The 19,466-nt window shown below is 44.0% G+C and carries 14 protein-coding genes; 13 read left to right on the top strand and 1 reads right to left on the bottom strand.

Translation table 11 applies throughout. The features are described from left to right. The first annotated feature begins 68 nt into the window (after positions 1-68). The 7 genes from MJZ25_04010 to MJZ25_04040 all read left to right on the top strand — a co-directional run bounded on the left by MJZ25_04010 (position 69) and on the right by MJZ25_04040 (position 9,278). Positions 69-1,631 (top strand): hypothetical protein, encoded by a 1,563-nt coding sequence (locus tag MJZ25_04010; protein MCQ2123329.1) that lies wholly within the window; start codon positions 69-71, stop codon positions 1,629-1,631. A gap of 119 nt (positions 1,632-1,750) precedes the next feature. Next, positions 1,751-3,961: a hypothetical protein gene (locus MJZ25_04015; GenBank protein ID MCQ2123330.1), complete on the top strand. Its 2,211-nt coding sequence runs from the start codon at positions 1,751-1,753 to the stop codon at positions 3,959-3,961. Positions 3,962-3,968: 7 nt separating this feature from the next. Then, entirely contained in the window at positions 3,969-4,703 is a 735-nt protein-coding gene (locus tag MJZ25_04020; protein MCQ2123331.1) for a hypothetical protein, read from the top strand. Between the two features lie 198 nt (positions 4,704-4,901). After that, complete coding sequence (locus MJZ25_04025; protein ID MCQ2123332.1) at positions 4,902-6,590, top strand: portal protein; 1,689 nt, start codon at positions 4,902-4,904, stop codon at positions 6,588-6,590. Between the two features lie 72 nt (positions 6,591-6,662). Beyond that, entirely contained in the window at positions 6,663-7,244 is a 582-nt protein-coding gene (locus tag MJZ25_04030; protein ID MCQ2123333.1) for a hypothetical protein, read from the top strand. A gap of 129 nt (positions 7,245-7,373) precedes the next feature. Continuing rightward, positions 7,374-8,867, top strand: a complete 1,494-nt coding sequence (locus MJZ25_04035; GenBank protein MCQ2123334.1) for a hypothetical protein — start codon at positions 7,374-7,376, stop codon at positions 8,865-8,867. Positions 8,868-8,975: 108 nt separating this feature from the next. Continuing rightward, the gene (locus MJZ25_04040; GenBank protein MCQ2123335.1) at positions 8,976-9,278 is read left to right on the top strand and encodes a hypothetical protein; all 303 of its coding nucleotides are present in this window, start codon (positions 8,976-8,978) and stop codon (positions 9,276-9,278) included. A 21-nt stretch (positions 9,279-9,299) separates the two neighbouring features. Here the strand turns inward: MJZ25_04040 and MJZ25_04045 are convergent, their stop codons facing one another. Then, positions 9,300-10,871 carry a transposase gene (locus MJZ25_04045; GenBank protein MCQ2123336.1) on the bottom strand — a complete coding sequence of 524 codons (1,572 nt, stop codon included), beginning with the start codon at positions 10,869-10,871 and terminating at the stop codon, positions 9,300-9,302. 466 nt (positions 10,872-11,337) lie between these two features. On the opposite strand from MJZ25_04045, the gene MJZ25_04050 reads away from it, so the two are divergent. The 6 genes from MJZ25_04050 (at position 11,338) to MJZ25_04075 (ending at position 19,397) form a co-directional block, all read left to right on the top strand. After that, positions 11,338-11,505, top strand: coding sequence for a hypothetical protein (locus tag MJZ25_04050; protein MCQ2123337.1), 168 nt, complete (start codon positions 11,338-11,340; stop codon positions 11,503-11,505). Between the two features lie 60 nt (positions 11,506-11,565). Then, the gene (locus tag MJZ25_04055; protein MCQ2123338.1) at positions 11,566-12,312 is read left to right on the top strand and encodes a hypothetical protein; all 747 of its coding nucleotides are present in this window, start codon (positions 11,566-11,568) and stop codon (positions 12,310-12,312) included. Between the two features lie 3 nt (positions 12,313-12,315). Continuing rightward, a complete protein-coding gene (locus MJZ25_04060; GenBank protein ID MCQ2123339.1) occupies positions 12,316-13,197 on the top strand; it encodes a hypothetical protein in 882 nt (293 codons plus the stop codon). A gap of 109 nt (positions 13,198-13,306) precedes the next feature. Continuing rightward, positions 13,307-13,855 carry a hypothetical protein gene (locus MJZ25_04065; protein MCQ2123340.1) on the top strand — a complete coding sequence of 183 codons (549 nt, stop codon included), beginning with the start codon at positions 13,307-13,309 and terminating at the stop codon, positions 13,853-13,855. Between the two features lies 1 nt (position 13,856). Then, the gene (locus tag MJZ25_04070; GenBank protein MCQ2123341.1) at positions 13,857-16,265 is read left to right on the top strand and encodes a hypothetical protein; all 2,409 of its coding nucleotides are present in this window, start codon (positions 13,857-13,859) and stop codon (positions 16,263-16,265) included. A 12-nt stretch (positions 16,266-16,277) separates the two neighbouring features. Then, on the top strand, positions 16,278-19,397 hold the full coding sequence (locus MJZ25_04075) for a hypothetical protein (GenBank protein ID MCQ2123342.1): 3,120 nt from the start codon (positions 16,278-16,280) through the stop codon (positions 19,395-19,397). Positions 19,398-19,466: the final 69 nt, after the last annotated feature.

The raw sequence follows: 19,466 nt of genomic DNA on the forward strand, positions 1-19,466 counted from the left end.
ATAAGGGACATATATAAACTTTTAGAAAATTAATAGCCATTGTGGCTGACAGGATAAAGGGAAATACTATGGCAAACCTAGAAAACCGTAATAAAAAGGCCATTCTGGACATCTTCTCTCTTGAAGATGCAAGGGGTGTGTGCGAAGCATTGGGTGGTCAGATGGACATGTCTGCACCAGTAGAAGATGATACTGAATATACGCTCGATGATATGATGACCGTTAATCCGTCCCCGGATCAGACTTTTGGTGAGTCTTTCATGCAGGGTGAAGATGATATGGCATCTCAGGAAACCCAGAAATTTGTTATTGACGAATTTGCTAAGGAAGCTGCTAAGATTCCGGGTAGTACAATCGAAGTAAGCGATATTCCGGCTCTTGCAACTGTTATTCAGGCCCAGAACGGCATTAAGGGTGATGTCGCTGGCTTCCTTGAAAAGACTATGATGGCTGCTGAACAGCGTCTAACCGCACAGAATACATCTGACGCATTGCCGGATGGTGCTAGTGCTGCTGACGAATTTGGTGGCGCCAGTGCTGAACCTGTTGATATGGGCATGGGTATGGGTGAAACCGTTCCTGAAATGGAACCTATTGCTCCTTCTGCAGAACCCACGTTGACTGCTAATGACGATGACGCCCTGAATCTGGATAATTTTGGCTTGGACGAAACTGATCCAGCAGGTGCTCCTGCCGAAGATGCAACTGATGATTTGTTGAGCGGCCTTGATGATGCTGATTTCGCTGATGACCTTGGTGACACTGCTGAACTGACCGAAACACCTGCTGAGGACGAAGCTCCTGCCGAAGAAGAAAAGCCTGCGGCCGAAGAAGACGAAAAGCCTGCTGAAGAAGAAAAGCCAGCTGAAGAATCTGATGAAGATGACGCTTTGTTTAGCGGTCTTGATGGTGATGACGAAGAACCGGGTGATGATGATTTTAAGCTGGAAAGCGTTTATACATCTGACAGCCCTGTATTGGAAACCACAGGCACTGCTCCGGCTGAAGCACCTGCCGCTGAAGTTCCGGCTGAAGAAACCCCGGTTGAAGAAGCTCCTGCTGAAGACGCTCCGGCTGAAGAAGCTCCGGCTGACGGTGCTGAAAGTTTTGACGAATGCTCTGCTAAGGAAATCAGTGAATGTAAAGCAAAGTTGGAATCGATTCGTGCAAATTACATGGCTAAGTATACCGCTGACCGTGTTGCTTCTCTTGTTGAATCGTATCAGCGTGAACATGCACACGCCGAAAAGCTTGCTAAGTTGGAATCGATTGTTTCTAATTTCAAGCATAATGAACAGGTTCGTGCTTCTGTTGACGCCAAGAATGCTAAGCTGGAATCTATCGTAGCTAACTATGCTGCCAAGGCAAATGCAAAGAAGACTGCTGTTGTTGAAGGCATTAGCAAGGCTTCTGCTGCCAAGGCTTCCACTGCTAAGGCATTTGTTGAAAGCGCTACTGCACGACATGAATCGCATCTCGAAGTTCAGCGTAAGCTCAATGCTATTGTAGAAGGCGTGAAGGCTAATAAGAGCGTTCAGAAGAAGCTCGATGCTTTAGTTGAAAGTGTTGCTGCTAAGACTGATCTTCAGAAGAAGCTCGATGCCATTGTTGAAAGCGTTAAGCGTTCTTAATTAACTAAACAGATTTTATCCTGTTAAAATGGCGTCCCGTATCGGGGCGCCATTTGTGTTTGAACTAATTTAAACAACATTGAAAACTTATAAACTGTAGAATAACTAAGGGTTTACACATGCAGGCTAACGGACATTTTAGTGGAAAGATGCGTGGTCTTCTTGATAAGGCTACTGAAAAATCTAAGGGCGTTGACGGTGATAAAGGCCAGTTTTACGCTATTATGAAGTCGCATGGTTTCTATGATGTCGAGGATGAAGAAAATGGCCTGATGGATTGGCAGCGAGCTCAAGTGCCAGACTATAATCAGCATCGAATATCTGATTTGTGCAAGGCAATAGCTGAAATGTTTGCTGATTATCTTGGAAATGAAGAGTATGGTGTGTTGGATCCGGGAGTAGAGGGGGTTGTCAATAAACTCGACCAGAGAGGCGCCCAAACTGCTGCTGAAATGGATGGTATCGGTGGTGCATTAGGTGCATTGACCGGTGGCGCATCTGAAGCTACACGTAAATCATTGTCTCAGATCGTGGCCGCTGTTATGGGTGGGTGCCCATTCGATCCTGAAATATTGCCGCCGTTATGTATCGGATTTGATGGATTGCCGATTAGTATGGCAAATGGTTTTAAGATAGGTACTTTTGTACCTGATTGGACATTTTTGTATGACCATGAGACGTTTAAGTCCAATAAGTTTTATGAAGGATCCGATGGAAAGGTTTGCATTGGTGCTGGCATACGGCTTAATTTAGGTGGTCCGGCCCGCATACTTGTATTAAAAACGATTTTTTCGGTTCCTACGGTTGACGAGAACGGACAAGCTCAAGGTGACAGTATGAATGGTGTCACCGCCGAAGAGTTTAAGGTGTTGTATGATGTATCTGATAAGAATTTTTCTGACTTGACGCCTGAGGAACTTGAGTTTGAATTGCGTGAGGGCCAGTTACAGCTTGCTTATTTTAAGATGGTTAATCTTATTTTATGGGGTGCTATCAAGAATTCAAATAACTGGGCATTTCTGCACTGGGGCTGTATTGCGCATAACTCATGCCCAACTGATGTGAAAACTGCGATTTGTAGTTATACACAGACAAATGGTCTGGCGATTGATGTTGACAACTGTCCTGAGTCTGGCATGATATCGTATCTGGTCAATACAGGTATGGGATATATTATTGGCAAGAGCAAGGCTACTGGATTGATTCTGCTTCCCGGCATGAAATACATGGATGATGCCAAAAAAGTCATTACTGTTGAGGCGGGTGACGCAAAAATAGGTACTTGGTTTGACGATAACAACGGGTTGCCGAAGGATACTAAATTGGCAAAGGCGCATTTTATATTGGCTGCAGACATCTTGTCGCATTTGGTATATGATACTAATCCTAACGCAGAATCGTTGCGTCGCCGCCGTATAGATGAAGCTAATCTGATTTATAAGTGGTGCGGTATGCCTACGATTAAGTTTGGTGAACCGGTTTCCGCTGAGTTCAAGAGTGTTGCCTTGTGTAAACGCTTTATGGATATTTTGGTTGAAAGTAAACCGAAGGTTTATGAAAATAAGAATCCTAAGATCCCGACTGATCCAAATGGAATTGAAGTGGTTAACTGGGCTGAAAAGGGTGCCAATGAATTATCTGCGGTAACTTTGGGTACCATTAGATATTTATGTGCTAAGGCTGGGTTGCCCGGAACTGTCGTAACGTCCGTGTATCGTAGTCCTGAAGCACAGACAAGGGCAATGATTAGCAATTTGCAAAATAATAATGGTAAATGCCCGGTTAATTATGCTCAACGTGGCCGTGCTGTTAATGAAATTTATTACAAGTATAGTAGACAGGTTAATGGCGGCCAAGTGCGAAAAATCAATGATCCTGCCGTTTTGGAAAAGGTTAGGAATGAAATGATTGGCCTGTGCACAAAGTATGCCAATGAAAATACCCCGGTATCTAATCATGGTTACAAGCAGGATGTCGTTCAGGCCGTCGATATGGGCCCGAACAGCATGCGTAAGCATTTTAAGTTTTCAGAACAGCAGTTGCGTAAGTTCGGCGTCGCCTGTTACGATGCGTATAAAGAAAAATACTTGAAGCAGTATCTTGGCCCGGAAGAATATGGCGGTCCTAAGGTAAAAGACCCTGCATTCCATATTGAAGTGTATCAGGATAATGAACATCCGCATCCGGCTGGCTGGGTTTCTGACGCCGGTGATTATTCGGATGTTAAGATTCTGCCATCGGTTGAATTGACTATCGGTGACGAAAATTTACGTAATAAGAATGTGTGGGATTTGATTTTTGTACATGACCAGAACTATAGGCATGGGTAGGTAATATATGTCCAGATGGTATAAGCAGAAGAAAGAAGAATTTGATAACATGGTGTATGGCTATCTGATTAAGCGTCTGAAAGACCCTATCGATCAGAGTGATGCCTTTTTTATGGGTTCAGTTGATGAATTTGGTAATGAACTTAAAAATGAATCGAACTGGGCTTATACAAAGCTGGATAAGTTGTTGATTGCTATTAAACGTTCTCTTGGACAGGATGTAATCAATAAATTGCCAAATGATTATAACGATGTGGATACATACAGTTTGATGAATGGCGCCGTAGATCCAAAGGAATATTCCAGTGCATATAAAGGCGTGATTTCGCTAGTGGAAGAATGCCAGTATCTTCCTCCAGAACAACGTGGCCATGGTGATTATGTGGATGATGACCCTGAGCTGTCGGTCCCGGAGAGAATTCAGCGTGCATTGACTTGCGCCAATTATCTCATGTTTGCGATATTGAATAATGACGCTATCCCGTCTTCTATTGAATTTAATGATACCGTACTGCCATCGGTTGAAGCTACTTTCGGCATTCGGTCGATTGGGTCTGATATTGAAACCGCTGATTATTTGAAGGCGGCCGGATTGATTGATTATAAGAATATTACTAATCAGGGTTTTGTTCTTGCGGTTCGTTTGGCTAAGTGGATCAAGATGCATAAGCTTTGCGACCGTGGATTTGATAATGTTGATAATTTCAGAAAATCATGGGAGAAACTGTCAAATGCAGGCTAATTACAATGGTGTTCCGTTATTTTCTGTTACTGAGTCGGATTTCATGTACATCATGGAATGTTCCGAGGTTGGTGGACGCTTGTTGTCCAAAAATATTCAGGATGAAGCCTTGCGTTCGTACTATATGAATGCTAGAAAGCCCCAATTTGCGGTTTCATTCGACAATGTTGTAATTTATTGGGGTAAATAAGAGGTTTTATGCTAGTAAAGAAAGCGAAAATACCCGACAATTTAGCTACTAAGATTTTGACTCATGTCCGTAGCTATGGCGCCGCTAATGAAAAAGGCGAACTGTTTGACCGAATATTTAATCGTGGCGATACTATTCGTGAAATCACAGCATCCAAGAATGTTGTCGGACAAGGCGTAAGTCAGATGATGTATCCAAACGGAATGGCTCCGGATGGATTTAGCACCTATAGTCCGGGTATCGGCGTATCGACTAAGTCCATGGATGTGGATAAGGTACAGAATGCGATCGCTGAGAACCAGATTTCGCTGTATTGGCGTAAGAATGTTGAACGTGCATTGAAGTATGATACGGTGGCATGCCGTTCTGAAGTGAATGAATCTTTGATTCAACTATGTAATGAAGCTATTTATAAGGATGATATCGACGAAATATGCTCGCTATCTATTGACCATGATGCTGAGATTGGCGACGCAGTTCAGCTGAAGCTTGGACGTATTTTCCGACGTGACGTGCTTAGAAAGATCATGCAGTTCGATAAGAATGGCTGGGATTACATGAAGTATCTGTTGACCCGTGGCCGTATCTTCTTGGAAGTGCTATATGATCAGGGTAGCGGTCGTATTGTCGGTGTCAACATGCTTCCTGAAGAAAATGTGATTATCGTTGTTCAGGATAATTTGATTATTGGATATCGTCAGATGTTGACTGGCGCAATTAGCATGCAGAATGGTGGTAAGAACTACATTGATTTTAGCCCAAACCAGATTCTATATGCTTCATTGGGTATGACTGGTCCGGGTGGCATCAATGATCCCCGTTCTATCCTTGAACCGGCTATGAAGCCGTACAATCAGCTGAATACCATTGAGGATTCAGTTGTAATGTATCGTGTATTGTGGGGTTCGGAAAAACTGGTGATGAAGGTTGATACCTCTGGTATGACCAAGGCGACTGCCGAAAAGTTCATGAAGGATCAGGCCAAGGTGTTTAGCCGTAAGCTTGATTATAATTCTATGACTGGCGAAATCACCAATTTTGGTAAGGTAGTCGGTTTGACTGAACATTATATTATTGGTGTTGGACAGGGACGAACTGGTTCTAGTATCGAACGTATGAATGGCGGCGAACAGTTGGGCAATATCGATGACTTGAAGTTCTTCAAGCGTAACTTGGTTAATGCCTTGATGGTTCCTCCGGGCCGTATAACTGCGTTGGCTGGCGATTCCCAGAATTACTCACAGGGTAAGATTGGTGAAGTAACTCAGGCTGAAGTGTCGTTTGCACGATTGGTTCAGCGTTATCAGACACCGTTCGAAAATATTCTTGTCCGCTTGTTCGTAATGGTGCTGAATACGGATAATTCACTTTCCGAAGATATCAAATTTCAGGACCTGTACCGTGTTCGCTTCCGTAAGTCAAATGGCTTCCAGAATTTTATTGACTCTGAAGTCTGGACTACAAAGCTTCAGGTTTTTGACGCCATGATGAAGCATGTGTCGTCCAAGGAAAATCCGTCGGGCGCATTATCTAAGCAGGCTGCATTACGATGGGGATTGCGATTGGATGATGAACAGTACAACTTGAACAAAAAGTGGTGCAAGGAAGAAGAAAAGGAAGCGTCTGGTGAAGATACCAGTGGTGGCGACGAAGCGCCTGACGCTGGTGGCGCCGGTGGTTCAATCCCGGGAATGTAAACAGTTATATGGAAAGGCTCGGAAAACACCGGGCCTTTCTTATAAACTTTGGTAAAAATCCGGAGAAATCTGATGAATGAATTTACTCAATATGTCCGTGAAGTATGTGCAAATAACCCAGCATTGTGTGAAGCTATCTTGACTGGCTATAATTCCATTATTAATGAAAGTATTGGATCGAAGATTGTGGCGCCTGTCGCTATGGCAATTGCTTCACTGCTTGGGGCCGCAAATGCTGATACTTTGACTGCTAAGGATTGCTCAGGAAATGCATGCCGTATTTATGATGGCGCAACTGAAATTGGATTTACTAATCGTCATGGTGACCTGTTTGATGCACAAAGTGGTGACTTGATTGCTAATGGCGTTGTTCAAAATGGCCAGATTACCGATGTCGAAGATGGCATCGGTATGGAAGCTCGTGACTGTAACGGCAACGCTTGCGACATTTATGATGGTGGCGAAAAGGTTGGTCATACTAACCGCCATGGCGATTTCTTTGATAATAATGGAACCTTGGTGGCAAATGAATTTGTTGATGGTGGCAAGATTTCGTATGCCAATGGCGACGATGACAAGGTTATTGATATCACTGATCCTGATGTTGGATATGATCCCAGATATTATTCTTTGACCGAAGAATTGGGCGACTAAGTACAAAAAATCATTTCAATGTAGAAAATGCACCGTTTTTTAGCGGTGCTTTTTTGATGCTATAAACAAATATACAGAAAGTCTTCCTCAGGGGAGACAAAGTAAAACATCCTTTAAAGGAATAGAATTATGCAGACTCTACAGAAGAAATCTACAACTCGCAAGTGGCAGTCCGTGTTGGAATCCAACCTCGGCCGTCCCATTCGCTCTCGTGCAGAAGCATCCGTGATCGCTACCCTGCTCGAAAACCAGAACAAGCTTAACCGTGGCGCCCTCATCGAAGCTGCCAACGTCTCCGCTGACGTTGCTCAGTATCAGCAGTACGCTCTCCCCCTGATCCGTCGTCAGTTCCCGGAACTCTTGGCAATGAATACCGTTGCTGTGATCCCGACCACTACTCCGAACGGTATCTATTTTGCACTCCGTTACCTCTATGATAACGAACCGGTGAAGACCACTGCTTTCCGTAAGGGTCAGAAGCAGGAAATCGGTTACGATCTCGTTGCTGATCATACCGGTTTTGTTGGCACCTTCAATCCTTGGTCCACTGGTGCTGGCGAAATGCTTTCCAACTACATGGAAGGTACTGAAGAACGTACCGGCGCTTCTGCTAACGGTGCTTCCTTCGACATGCAGACTCCGGGTCTGATCTACAACAACTTTGGTGGTTCTTATGTTGCTGGCTCCGACGAATACGGTGCTTACAGCTTCAACATCAAGAAGGCTTCTGTCAAGGTTATCAGCGGTGCAATCCGTGTTGGTACCCGTGCAATCAAGTCTCACTATACTCTCGAACTCCAGCAAGATATGGCTGCTGCCCACGGTCAGGACGTTGAAGCCCTGCTCCTCGAAGGCCTCCAGTTCGAAATTCAGCAGAACATCGACCGTGAAATCCTCATGGCTATGGTGATGGTTGCTCAGACTGCCGCTCTCGGTGGTGAAGACGCTATCCTGATGAACCTTGCTGACGAATCCTCTGTTTCTGCTGGTGCAGGCCGTTGGGCTGCTGAACGCATCGCTGGCGGTATCGTTAACACCATCATCGCAGTGTCTCGTAAGATCGCTCTTACCACTCGTATGGGTTGCGGTAACTTTGCCATCGTTTCCCCGGATATCGCAGCTGCAGTTTCTACACTGAATAACGGTATCTACACTGCTAACTACCTCAACACCGACGCTGCTGTGCAGCCTGCTGGTGGTGTGGCTGACGCTGGCTCTCTCTTGAACGGCAACATCAAGCTGTATCAGGATATCTATGCCAACGCTTCTTATGCCCTCGTTGGCTATAAGGGTGGACGTCAGGGTGAATCCGGCATCATCTTCATGCCTTACATCCCGTACATCTTCACCAAGACTGCTGGTCAGGAAGACGGTTCTCCTCGCTTGATCGTCAAGTCCCGTTATGCTATCGTTGCTAACTTGCTCGGTGCTGGTCAGTTCTATCGTATCATCCGCTTCACTAACGTAAGTTCTGTGATCCGTGGTATCGATCTGGACAACATGCCGTGGCAGTCCAATGGTGGCGTCTCTATGGACGAAACCATGCAGTACGAAACCACTCCGGATAAGGATGGCCTCATCAACGTTCCGGCTGGTCTCTCCTACGAAAACAACAACTGGTAATCAGTTTAGTTTTCTGGAAAACGGAAATGAAGAGGACAGGCTCAGGCCTGTCCTTTTCTTGTATAAACTTTTTTGGTTAAGTAATTCACCTCTGAATGGAAGTACGATATGGATACTAGTGCATTTGCGTTATGGAAATTTAAGACGATTGAGGGTGTAATTGTTGGCGCTAAAAGTGGGGATGTTTGTACGACCCATTTTGATAATGGCCTTGTCCGTGGCGATATTACGTATAACCCTACTACTGAAAAAATGATGATGATGGTCAACGGTGAAACGACTCCGCTGTTTGTCTGCACGTTTAGTGATGCGGTCCAGACGATGACCAAGCATAAGTTATATACTGAACGTCCTGAGCTGGAACGGCATAGTAGTTCATACATTAAATATGGACATGTTCCTGATGTGTGACATGACACCGTTACCAAAAATCTACGCAAATTTACCAATAGGTGAAACTGGGTGATTTTCTATGGATTGTTTAAACAAACCATCGTAACGGCATTTTTCCAGAAACTTCTTGACCTTCCACCTAGGAAGGATTCCTTTAGGGACGAAGTTCCTGTATCCGCTATCCCCTGCCTGAAGCAGGTACCCTCTTAACACGGTCGAGGTAAGGCGGAATTTAATGTTCTTTGCACTATGAATATCGGCATTCTCAGAATGACCACATTCAATGCAGCAAAATTCTTCTTGGGTCTGTCTATTTCTATCATCGATACAACCACAATGACCACACATCTTGGATGTGTATTCTGATTGAACCAATGATACCGACAGACCATATCTAGGAGCGATATGTATAAAGTCATCTTTTAATGATGACAGTCCAGTTCTAAGATGGAGCCTTCCTAGATTGACTCCGTTTGAATCCTTTGCATACAGCTTACTGCCTTGGAAACCATCAAGGTTCTCCATTGCTATGTGCTTGATTCCACTTGATGCAAATCGCTTGCATAGTCTTGCAATAGTCCGCTTGTTGGAATCGTTTAATTTGTTTGAAATTGCAGTAAGTCTTCTAGCATCCTTCTTCGCAATGTGGAATGCTTCTTGATGCTTATTGCCAAACTTGGCATTGTAGTTCTTCTGCTTGGTATCGACCTTTAGCAGTTCCTGTTCTAGGTCTGCAATCAAAGCATTATCGTTAGGAATGAACTCACCAGTAGATAATGCAAACATATTGTGCTTGGAATTGACATCAATACCGATGGTATTTTCCTCGGAAATATCTTCATCACTTGTATATCTTTTTCCCTTTCTAGCCAGCACCAGATGGATGTCATTGCCACGGATTACCATATTGTACGATGTATCTGATCCATTGCAATATCTGGCAAGGTTACGATGATATTTCTTGTTGTACTTGACTGGAATGCACATCGTATTTGAACTGGAGCCACGGTATCCGTCATCTGTCCAGTCCCAAGAAATCTCTGCATAGTAGTCAAATTTACCTTTCTTGGTAGCCTTGGCTATGATAGGACGCTTGATACGGCTACGACCACTGAAGGACAATGAATTGAACTGAATAGCCCCACGGGTCATATACTCGGTATATACACTTTCCCTGCGGGATAAAGCCAATCGCATTAACCGTTCAAATCCGTACTTGTGTATACGGCATAGAATACCTTGATAAAACTTTTTCTTTGTATCTGGAATATCGGTCAGAATAATGGATTCCAACCAGTATTCGGTATCGCTGTTACCATATCTAGCCAACCAAGTCAACGTCTTGGTAAGTTCAGTCTTTGTAGTATGCCGTTCGATTGACTTGAGGTCACCTACATTATGTTTCTTTGTTCGACGCTTGTAGAAGGTAGGAACAAGTTCAGTAACCTGTTCGAATTCTATGTGTTTCCTGATTGCATCAAAGCGAAGCTGGTATGCTCGCCATACATCCTCGATTGCCTTCTTCAAGTAATGGCTGGATAGACGATTCGTAAACATTGGATTGAATAGGTTGAATGCATCAAACTTGCTCATATCCTGATAGCGGAGCATATCACCGTGGAATATATCGGATATCTCGTTCCTCACGTCACGGATTTCCTTCCCACGATTAATTAGTTCATTACGCTTGGTATCAGACAGCAGAAGCGGATAGAACGACACCGAATATGTCGATTCCTCACTATGCTTCAATGTCCTACACCACTTGCTCATACAATACAAAAATGGCTCGTTAGGAACTTATTGTGAGATTCAATTCCAAACGAGCCATCATAAATGGTTTCCTATTCAGATCAATGAAGAATCTCACTAATCCATTGAACTGCTCATACTATAAGTTTATATAATGTCCTTGCAAATTATAAGCAGTTTTAACCATAAAATACTATAAGTAAATTATTGGAAAGTTTGGGTAGATTTATAACATACTGTAGACAACCCGTAAGGGTGTTTTTTATGGCGAAAAAAGATTTTTACATCATATAAACTGTATTGTAAAATACTTAGTTGGTTTACGATGAACGAACGTGATGGCAAAATTTTGATGACTGCGATACTGAATAACGATGATTCGACAGTTAAGCGAATCATCAGTACGTATTTTGAAGCCGCATACAAGCGTGCGATTACGTCAGAAACGAAAGCTATGATGGAATCGATTAGTAACCCAGCTAAAACGAAGTAATTTAAATGGTGTAACGCATTCTGGGTTATAAACTTAGGTTATATGCGTAGCGAGGTCGATATGGCTAAAGTACAGAGACAAATTTGCGGCGACGCTATTATGGAAGGGTCCAACGCACGAGAAGAAGAACGTGTCGGTCTTGATGGCCGAAAGACCCGTCGTTTGATTATTGAAGGTGTCGCAATTGAATGCGATATTCCGGGAATTAATGGTCGTTCTTATCCTAAGCGTATTATTGAACGTGAAGTTAAGCGTCTTGTTGCTGAAGCTGTACCGTATGGCCGTTTGGCGGCTGAATTGAACCATCCTCGCTTAGACGATGAAGGATCCGCCAAGGATTACCCGATTTTTGAAATGAATTTGGCCAAGACTTGCGCTGTCGTTGAAGATTTGCATATGGAAGGTAACAAACTTATGTGCCGCATGGTTGTTGCGGAAGGAACCCCGGCAGGTGATACTTTGGCCGGATTGATCCGTTCTGGATACCGTCCCGGTTATTCTTTACGTGGCGCCGGTAACACGATTCCGGCAGGCGACCATGAAGAGATTGATGATGATTACACGATGATCACCATTGATGTTGTTGGAAACCCAAGTTTTGGTAAAACCGCTATTTTCAATAGTCGTCTTGAATCTGTGAATGGCGGTAAGCGTGCATTGACTGAAAGTGTGTCCTATAATCCGTCTGCGATTATGGAATCATTGAATTCTTATCGTCGTGAAGTTGCCGCTGCGACTCCGTTTAAAATTGGTTATGAAAAGTATAACAAGGCTGCAATGCTTGCTGAAATGGTACGAGGTGTGTAATCTATGGAATTGAAACGTATTCTGACAGAAAGCGAGCTGACTGCGATACCTGATTCGGTCATTACTAAGATTGAATCGGCGTATCGTGCTGAATTGGCTAAGGCTGTCGAGACAGAATCAGCAAAGACTACAAAGCGATTCCAAAAAGTTTTGGAAAGCGTTACTGCAAAGGCGGATGAACGTATCAATAGCGCTATTACTGAATGCGTACAGCAGGCCAAGGATACCGCTATCAATGATAAAATGTTTCAAGTGCTGAAGGATGTTGCTGCAGTTCTTGAGGCAGCTGGAATTCCGACCAGTGAAGCTACCAAGAAGCTGAAGGAAGAACTTGCTCAATGTAACGTAAACTTGAAGAAGGCTTATGCTGAACGTGAACATGTCAAGGAACAGCTTAATGAACAGCAGAAAAAGAATTACATATACAGTGAAGTGCAGGGTATGCGTCCCGAAGTGGTCGATGCCGTCATGAAGCACTTTATGCATTATGACATTCGTGAAATTGACCGTGAAGCTATTTCGAAGTTCCTCGATGGTACAAGCAATGACGCTTACATGATGGATGTCGATCCTGATAGTGAAGGTGAATTGAACATGGACCGTGTTGCTGCCGCTCTGAGTGAAATTGACCACGAGCTTGAATTGGATGTTCCGACATTCCCAAGCCGTAAGGGTGGCGACACTAAGAAGAAGGGCCGTTTCGAAAGCTTGAGCCGTGGATTAACCCCTGATCGAGTCGCTCTCGGTACACCGAATGTCACATTTGAATCATTGGCTAATATGAATACCGCCAGTTCCCAGACCCCTGAGGATGACGATGTTGCCGATGCATTGGCTCAGTTCAGTGCATTTGAGCAAATGGGAAAAATGGGCGGCTTCATTTAAATCTGTGGGTTCGTCTCCTTGCCACAGGTTTGCAGGATGCCACTTACGGCATCCTGTTTTTTGATATAGTTTGTAATAGGTGAATTATAAACTATAGACACGAGGAATTATGAAACAGACAGATTATAACGAACAGTCAAGTTTTGCCGCACGTCGACCGGCGCACAGGAATACATATCAACCAAATTTTGTTGATCTGCCTAAGCCGACTATGCAGGGTGGTAATTTTGCGCCACGTCCATTGCCGGTAAACCAACCGAGTCAGATGTTTGGTACCAAGGGTGGATATGTAGCATCGCAGACTGGTGTACCGGGATATGATTTCGTGTCTGAATACAACCGAAATCTCCAGATGTACAACGATATGAACGAAAAGATCAAGCAGGGTGTGTCTGAAGCAGACGCTGACATGAATCTGGAAAAGATGAATGACTTGATCAACCACATTAACGGTGAAGCAACTGAAGTTGATGTCGGCGCTGGCAATATTAACCAGCTGGTTACTGAAATCACCCATGTATGCAAGTGCTTGGAGGAGCCTGAAGGATGGCTTCCGCCTGCCCGTGCAAATTATGCAGATAAGCTTCGTGAACACGGAAAGAAGCTCGCTAATGCACTTGATAAATTCCGTGAAACTATCATCAAACTAAAGGTTTAAAATGGCAATATTCAATCTGCTTGTTAAGACATTTGATCTAAAGACGCTAAGGGAAGAATACGAAGAGCAACCGGAAACCAAATGGTTTTACGTGACTAGTATATCTTTTGACAAGCAGGTTGTCGCTAATATTAAATCACTGTATTACAATCGTAAAGATGGCCGTTTTTTGGTCAGTTACGATATGTATGAAGACGTGTACAAGTTGGAAGTTAGCCCAATTGTTCTTGATGATGATATTAGTGAATACAGTGTGCCTATTTTTTATGAATACGAAGATGTTGATGGCGGTTTACACAATGTAATTGAAGAAAATACGGTTAGGTCGTTTGTAAATACTGATGACCAACCGATGATCAAGTACATCGAAAATATTGCATCGAAGATCGGGGAAAGTGTTGTTGTTACGATCCATGGTGAAAACTTTACTGAAGGATTGCATATTTTCCTACGGTCTGACTCGGCGTGCTATCAGATTGACCCTGATGAAGTGTTGTGGGATTTTGAACAGAATACGGCTACATTTGTCGTAGCGCCGGGTATGCTGGATGTAGATGATGCTGGGAACGAATCATGCGGCCTATACTCGATTACGCTTGGGTATGGCGACTGTGATGTCCCGGGTGATTTTAAAAATGATCCGAGTACAAATAACCTGAGTATTATCCGTTACAAGTTTGACGACAGTAACGACGCCGCCGGGCAGAATTCTACCCTAGTATTGAGCGTTGAAAATCGATGCTATACTAAGAGTGATATGTCGCTGATTTATGATAACACTGACTTATCGGGTAATCCTGTCGCTAATGCCGCATCAGGGGCATTTGGTGATACGATATACGTTAGAATTCAGCCGGGACAGGATTGCCGTAAGATTAAGTATTATCGTGTAAAGGTCAAGTATAATAAGAACCTGAAAAGCAAGTATGGCGAAATCACTTTGAACGGGATTAGTCTACAGCAGGGCGATATTGTCTGGTTGGCAAACCAATTTAACACCGAAGAAAATGGCCTGTGGGTTGTTACCAAATCGGCGTGGGTCGGCCTGAATACTGAGTCTGATGATCCGGAGGAAGTATGTACGTTTGCGCAGGAACCGTTACCGGTTGATTGGACGACGTTTATCGATCTGGGAGCCCGTGTAAAATATAAGGTAGATTACAGCTGCAGTGATGATGTTCCGGTAAAATATGGGCCACAGACAGCATGTTCTTATAATTTGGTACCGGGCGATGTGGTTGCATTGTCTAACCAGATATCTAGTCCGAATGGTGTATGGCTCGTGCAGTGTGCTGAGTGGGCTTATTTGGGTCCATATGATGCGATAAATGGCACGGTGATCGATGTAAGTAATTCTATCGTTATCCAGAATGACATTGATTTTTGCAAGTGCGGCGGCATATTCCACATTGACTATTACTATCTGAATCCAAGTTGTTATTTGACACATCTGCGTCGTACGGTGAAGGTAATGTGTGCGGGCGCTTCGATCGCACCTAACACTGATAATCAGTTCATCATCACTGAATATGTTATACGAACAGGTGAGGAAGACTCGCTCGTTGGCGATAATGGCCGTACGCCGGGTGATCCAGTCAAGGAAGATTGTATTAAGCGTACAGAGGACTTTGATTCCGATAATGCGTTAGCGGTTATCGAGACCCGTCCAGACGATTATGATTTCCAGATCATACGTGCGCCGGATTGTTCTAAGTGGTGCGATATGCCGAGATATTACAATCTCAGAATGCCGAATGATTATAGGACTAGTTCTGATACAAATGGTTTCACTATCCTGTTCTGGCAATTTGGTCTTGGCGGGTGGCATTTATATGCTTATGTTGGCGCCGGAAATCAGTTGTCAGGTATGAAGTATTATGTGTATCATCTTCATACGCAGGGCCATGCAGTAGAACATATGATTGATGTGAATGATGGGTATTGGTTTACTGAGACGGAAACCGGTGTAATTGCCGATGGGTTTGGTCTAGTTGATGATACTTGGGAATTCCCGATTGTTGATGATGCTGGGAATATAGTTGATACTACCCACATTTTGTCGGATAACTATTTGTATATGTCTTGGTCGATTAAGTGTACGACTACGCTGTTGGCTCATCGTACGTACGAAGAGGAAATGGACCCTATTCCTATGCGCAAGACTTGTGCTGATATGGAAGATGCCGGAAAGTTTGAATTGGCTAAGGAATATATGATTGGCATGGAACATGTATATGGATTCAGCTATTATAAGAGTGTGATGTCTAAATCGCAGTTCTGTGATATTTACAATAGTTATGCACCGGGCTGTATCTATGCCAATGTCGTTGAGGTTCTTGGAACTGATGATGACGAACCATTCTATGAGAGTATTGATGACGAAGGTAATGAAAGTTACATTCGTAAATAATTGGAGGATTTAATGGCCGACTTGAAAATTACACAGATTTATTCGCTGAAGTCAGGCGCAGCAGATCAGGAATTGGGCCCGGAATTGGATTGGATGCCGGTGACCCGACAGAATAGCGAACAGTCCGATGCACGCACGACACTGCGTATGCCATATCCTCGTGGTGATGGCGATGCTGAAATAGAATGCAGTGTATGCCATGGTACCGGTGTTGTGTCTAAGCTTGTTGAAGTCGATGACCATATGGAACGCACCGATGTCGAGTGTGACGCTTGCGCCGGGACAGGAATTGAACCGTCTGGGGCTGTTCATGTGGATGGCAATGGTGTGGTTACCGTTCATACTGACGGCCGAAGTATCACTGTTGATTCCGGTAAGCTCACTGCACATGGAACATATGAAGCTGGCGATGGAATTGATATCGACGGCGAAGTTATTTCTGCCAAGATTGATAATGCTACTATTAAGCTTGATGAAAACGGAAATATGGCCGTTGGTATTTCAGCTGGCGATGGTATTTCCATTGATGATGGCGAAATATCAGTTGTTGCTGGTGGTGGCTTGAAGGTTGATAACAAGAATCGCCTTGTTCTTGACGCCGATGGTAAAACGCTTGTTGTTGGGCCGGATGGGTCTGTATCCGCCAAGATTGATCTTGTTGGTGGGGATGGAATCCGTGTCATAGACAACCAAATCAGTTTACGAACTGATAGTGCCGGCGGCCTGAGTGTAAATGATGACGGTACCTTGAAAGTAAGCGTTGATGACGCTACTGTCAAGATTAATTCCAATAATGAACTGTATGTAAATTCGACAGTGAATGCTGGTGACGGTCTTGAAGCTGAAGGACAAGTTGTCAAGGCGAAAGCTGGCGCTGGTGTTACTGTTGATTCTGATGGAATCAATGTCAACGTCGATGGGGAAACCATTGAATTGGACCAGACTGGCAATCTTCATGTAACAAAGGAACCAGTTGCAGGCGACGCCATTGACGTAAAGTCGAATGTAGTCTCGGTTAAGCCGGGCGCCGGATTGAAGATCGATGGTAAAACTGATACGGATACTGGTACGGTTGCCGTGGACGTTGATGATGTGACGTTGAGCGTCAGTGGTACTGGAAAGCTACGCTCGAATGTTAAGGGTGGTGATGGCCTCTCTGTAAAGATGGATGATAATACCGTGTCAGTGAAATTGGCTGAAAACGGTGGTATTGGTCTAGATGAATCAAAATCGCTTGAAGTGAAAGTAGATGATTCTACGATTAAGATTGATCCTGATACGGGAGCGCTCTATGCAAATGCGCCTAGTGGTAGTGCGGGCGACGGATTGGCTGTCGAAGATGGCAAATATCATGTTGTTGCTGGACAGGCTATTTCCGTTGATGCTGATGGTGTCCATGTTGCTGTTGACGATGACACTGTTAAGATTGTTGATGGTAAGCTGCATGCAAGCCCCAGTTCTAGGTTGACTGCAGGGGACGGTATTAGTATTGAAGATGACACGGTTAGCGTCAAGGCTGGATTTGGTCTTGATATCGGACTGAGCGGGGTTATTGCTAAAACTGATAATACTACTGTTGGCGTTATTGATGACAAGATCACTGGTTTGTATACAGGCGGTGACGGTATTTCAGTAGAAGGTGCTAATATTTCAATCGACACCGGTGATGGACTGGCCATTTCTGACTCTGGGTCGGTGATGGCTAATGTCGATAATAAAACAATCGCTATCAAAAATGGTAAGCTAAGCGCAAAGCGTCAGGTTGAAGCTGGAACTGGGTTAACGCTCGGTAATGATAACATTGTCAAGTTTAACGTCGGCAACGGATTGCATGTTGATCAACAGAATAACGTCAATGTTGGTGCCGATGGTGTCACTATTGTGGCGAATGGCGGCGTGCTTAGAGGCAATTACGAAGGTGAAAACGGTATTACCGTTGATGAAAATAAGATCGGCATTGACGTTGGCACGGCATTGGGTGTATCCGATGGTAAGCTGAATGTATCGATCGATGATGTCACACTTAAAGTGGTTGATGGAAAGTTGACTGCATTCATTGCTGTTGAATCTGGTGACGGTATATTAGTTGATGGTAATGTGTTGTCTATTAATACTGGTTCTGGCTTGCGAATTAATGGTACCAGTGGTGCAGTTGAATTGGCCATTGATCCGAACACCATGAAGCTGGAAGGTGGTGTACTTACCTGTACAGTCACATATTGCAATGGCGCCGGATTGAGTTTGAATGACAACGAATTTTCTATTAATGTTGGCGATGGCCTTATTGTCAATAACGACAATGCCGTTGTAGCTAATGTTGACTCGACTACTATTGTTGTGAAGAATGGCAAGCTAGTTGCTGTTCAGCAGTTGAAACAGGGTGATGGTATTGAGATTAATCCGAATACGAACGTCATTTCAATTCATCTTGCCCCGAATTCGGCGTTGCGCAGCACCAAGGATGGATTGTCCGTTAGTGTTGATAATGTCACCGTTGGTGTATCTGGCAATACGCTTACTGGAAAGTACACCGGCGGCGACGGTATTGGTATTAATGGCGCCGAAATTTCTTTCAAGAATGGATCCGGATTAACGGTAAGTGAGTATGGGGTTGTATCTGTAAAAACTGATGCTCCTGATGTCACGTCTATTGATGGGTTCTGGCCATCTAAGACCGTCATGGACAAGATTAACAATACGATGAGCAAGGCTCATTATACTGCTGCAAGTCTGCTGGCTGAAATGCCCCGTACCCAGATCACTGGAACGGGTGAACGTTTCCGCTGGAATCTGATTGCAGCTGACAATGTTACTCTTGAACCGGATGCGTCTTTCAAGGTTGGATCTGACGATGTCGTGATCACTAAGTTTAAGGCTGATGTGACCTTTACTATTGAATGCCCTGAATATTTGACCAATGCCAGCGAATATGCTATCCGTGTGAACGAAAGTACCTACATGTTAGATACTACAAAGTTATACAACACGTTCACATATTCTGCGTTGGTTACTAAGGACAGAACATATCCGCCATATTTCAACGTATTCTTGTATGAAATTGAACGTAGTGAAGAGGAAACTACGCTTCCAGTTATGTACTTGAGTGCAAAAATTGAAGGTATTGGCGTCTAGGTTCGCCATGATGCTGTAAAAATGGACGCCGGGATGGTAGTGATAATAATACTGCCGCCGGCGTTTGTT

It is taken from the genome of Fibrobacter sp., from assembly GCA_024399065.1.
Classification (GTDB): domain Bacteria; phylum Fibrobacterota; class Fibrobacteria; order Fibrobacterales; family Fibrobacteraceae; genus Fibrobacter.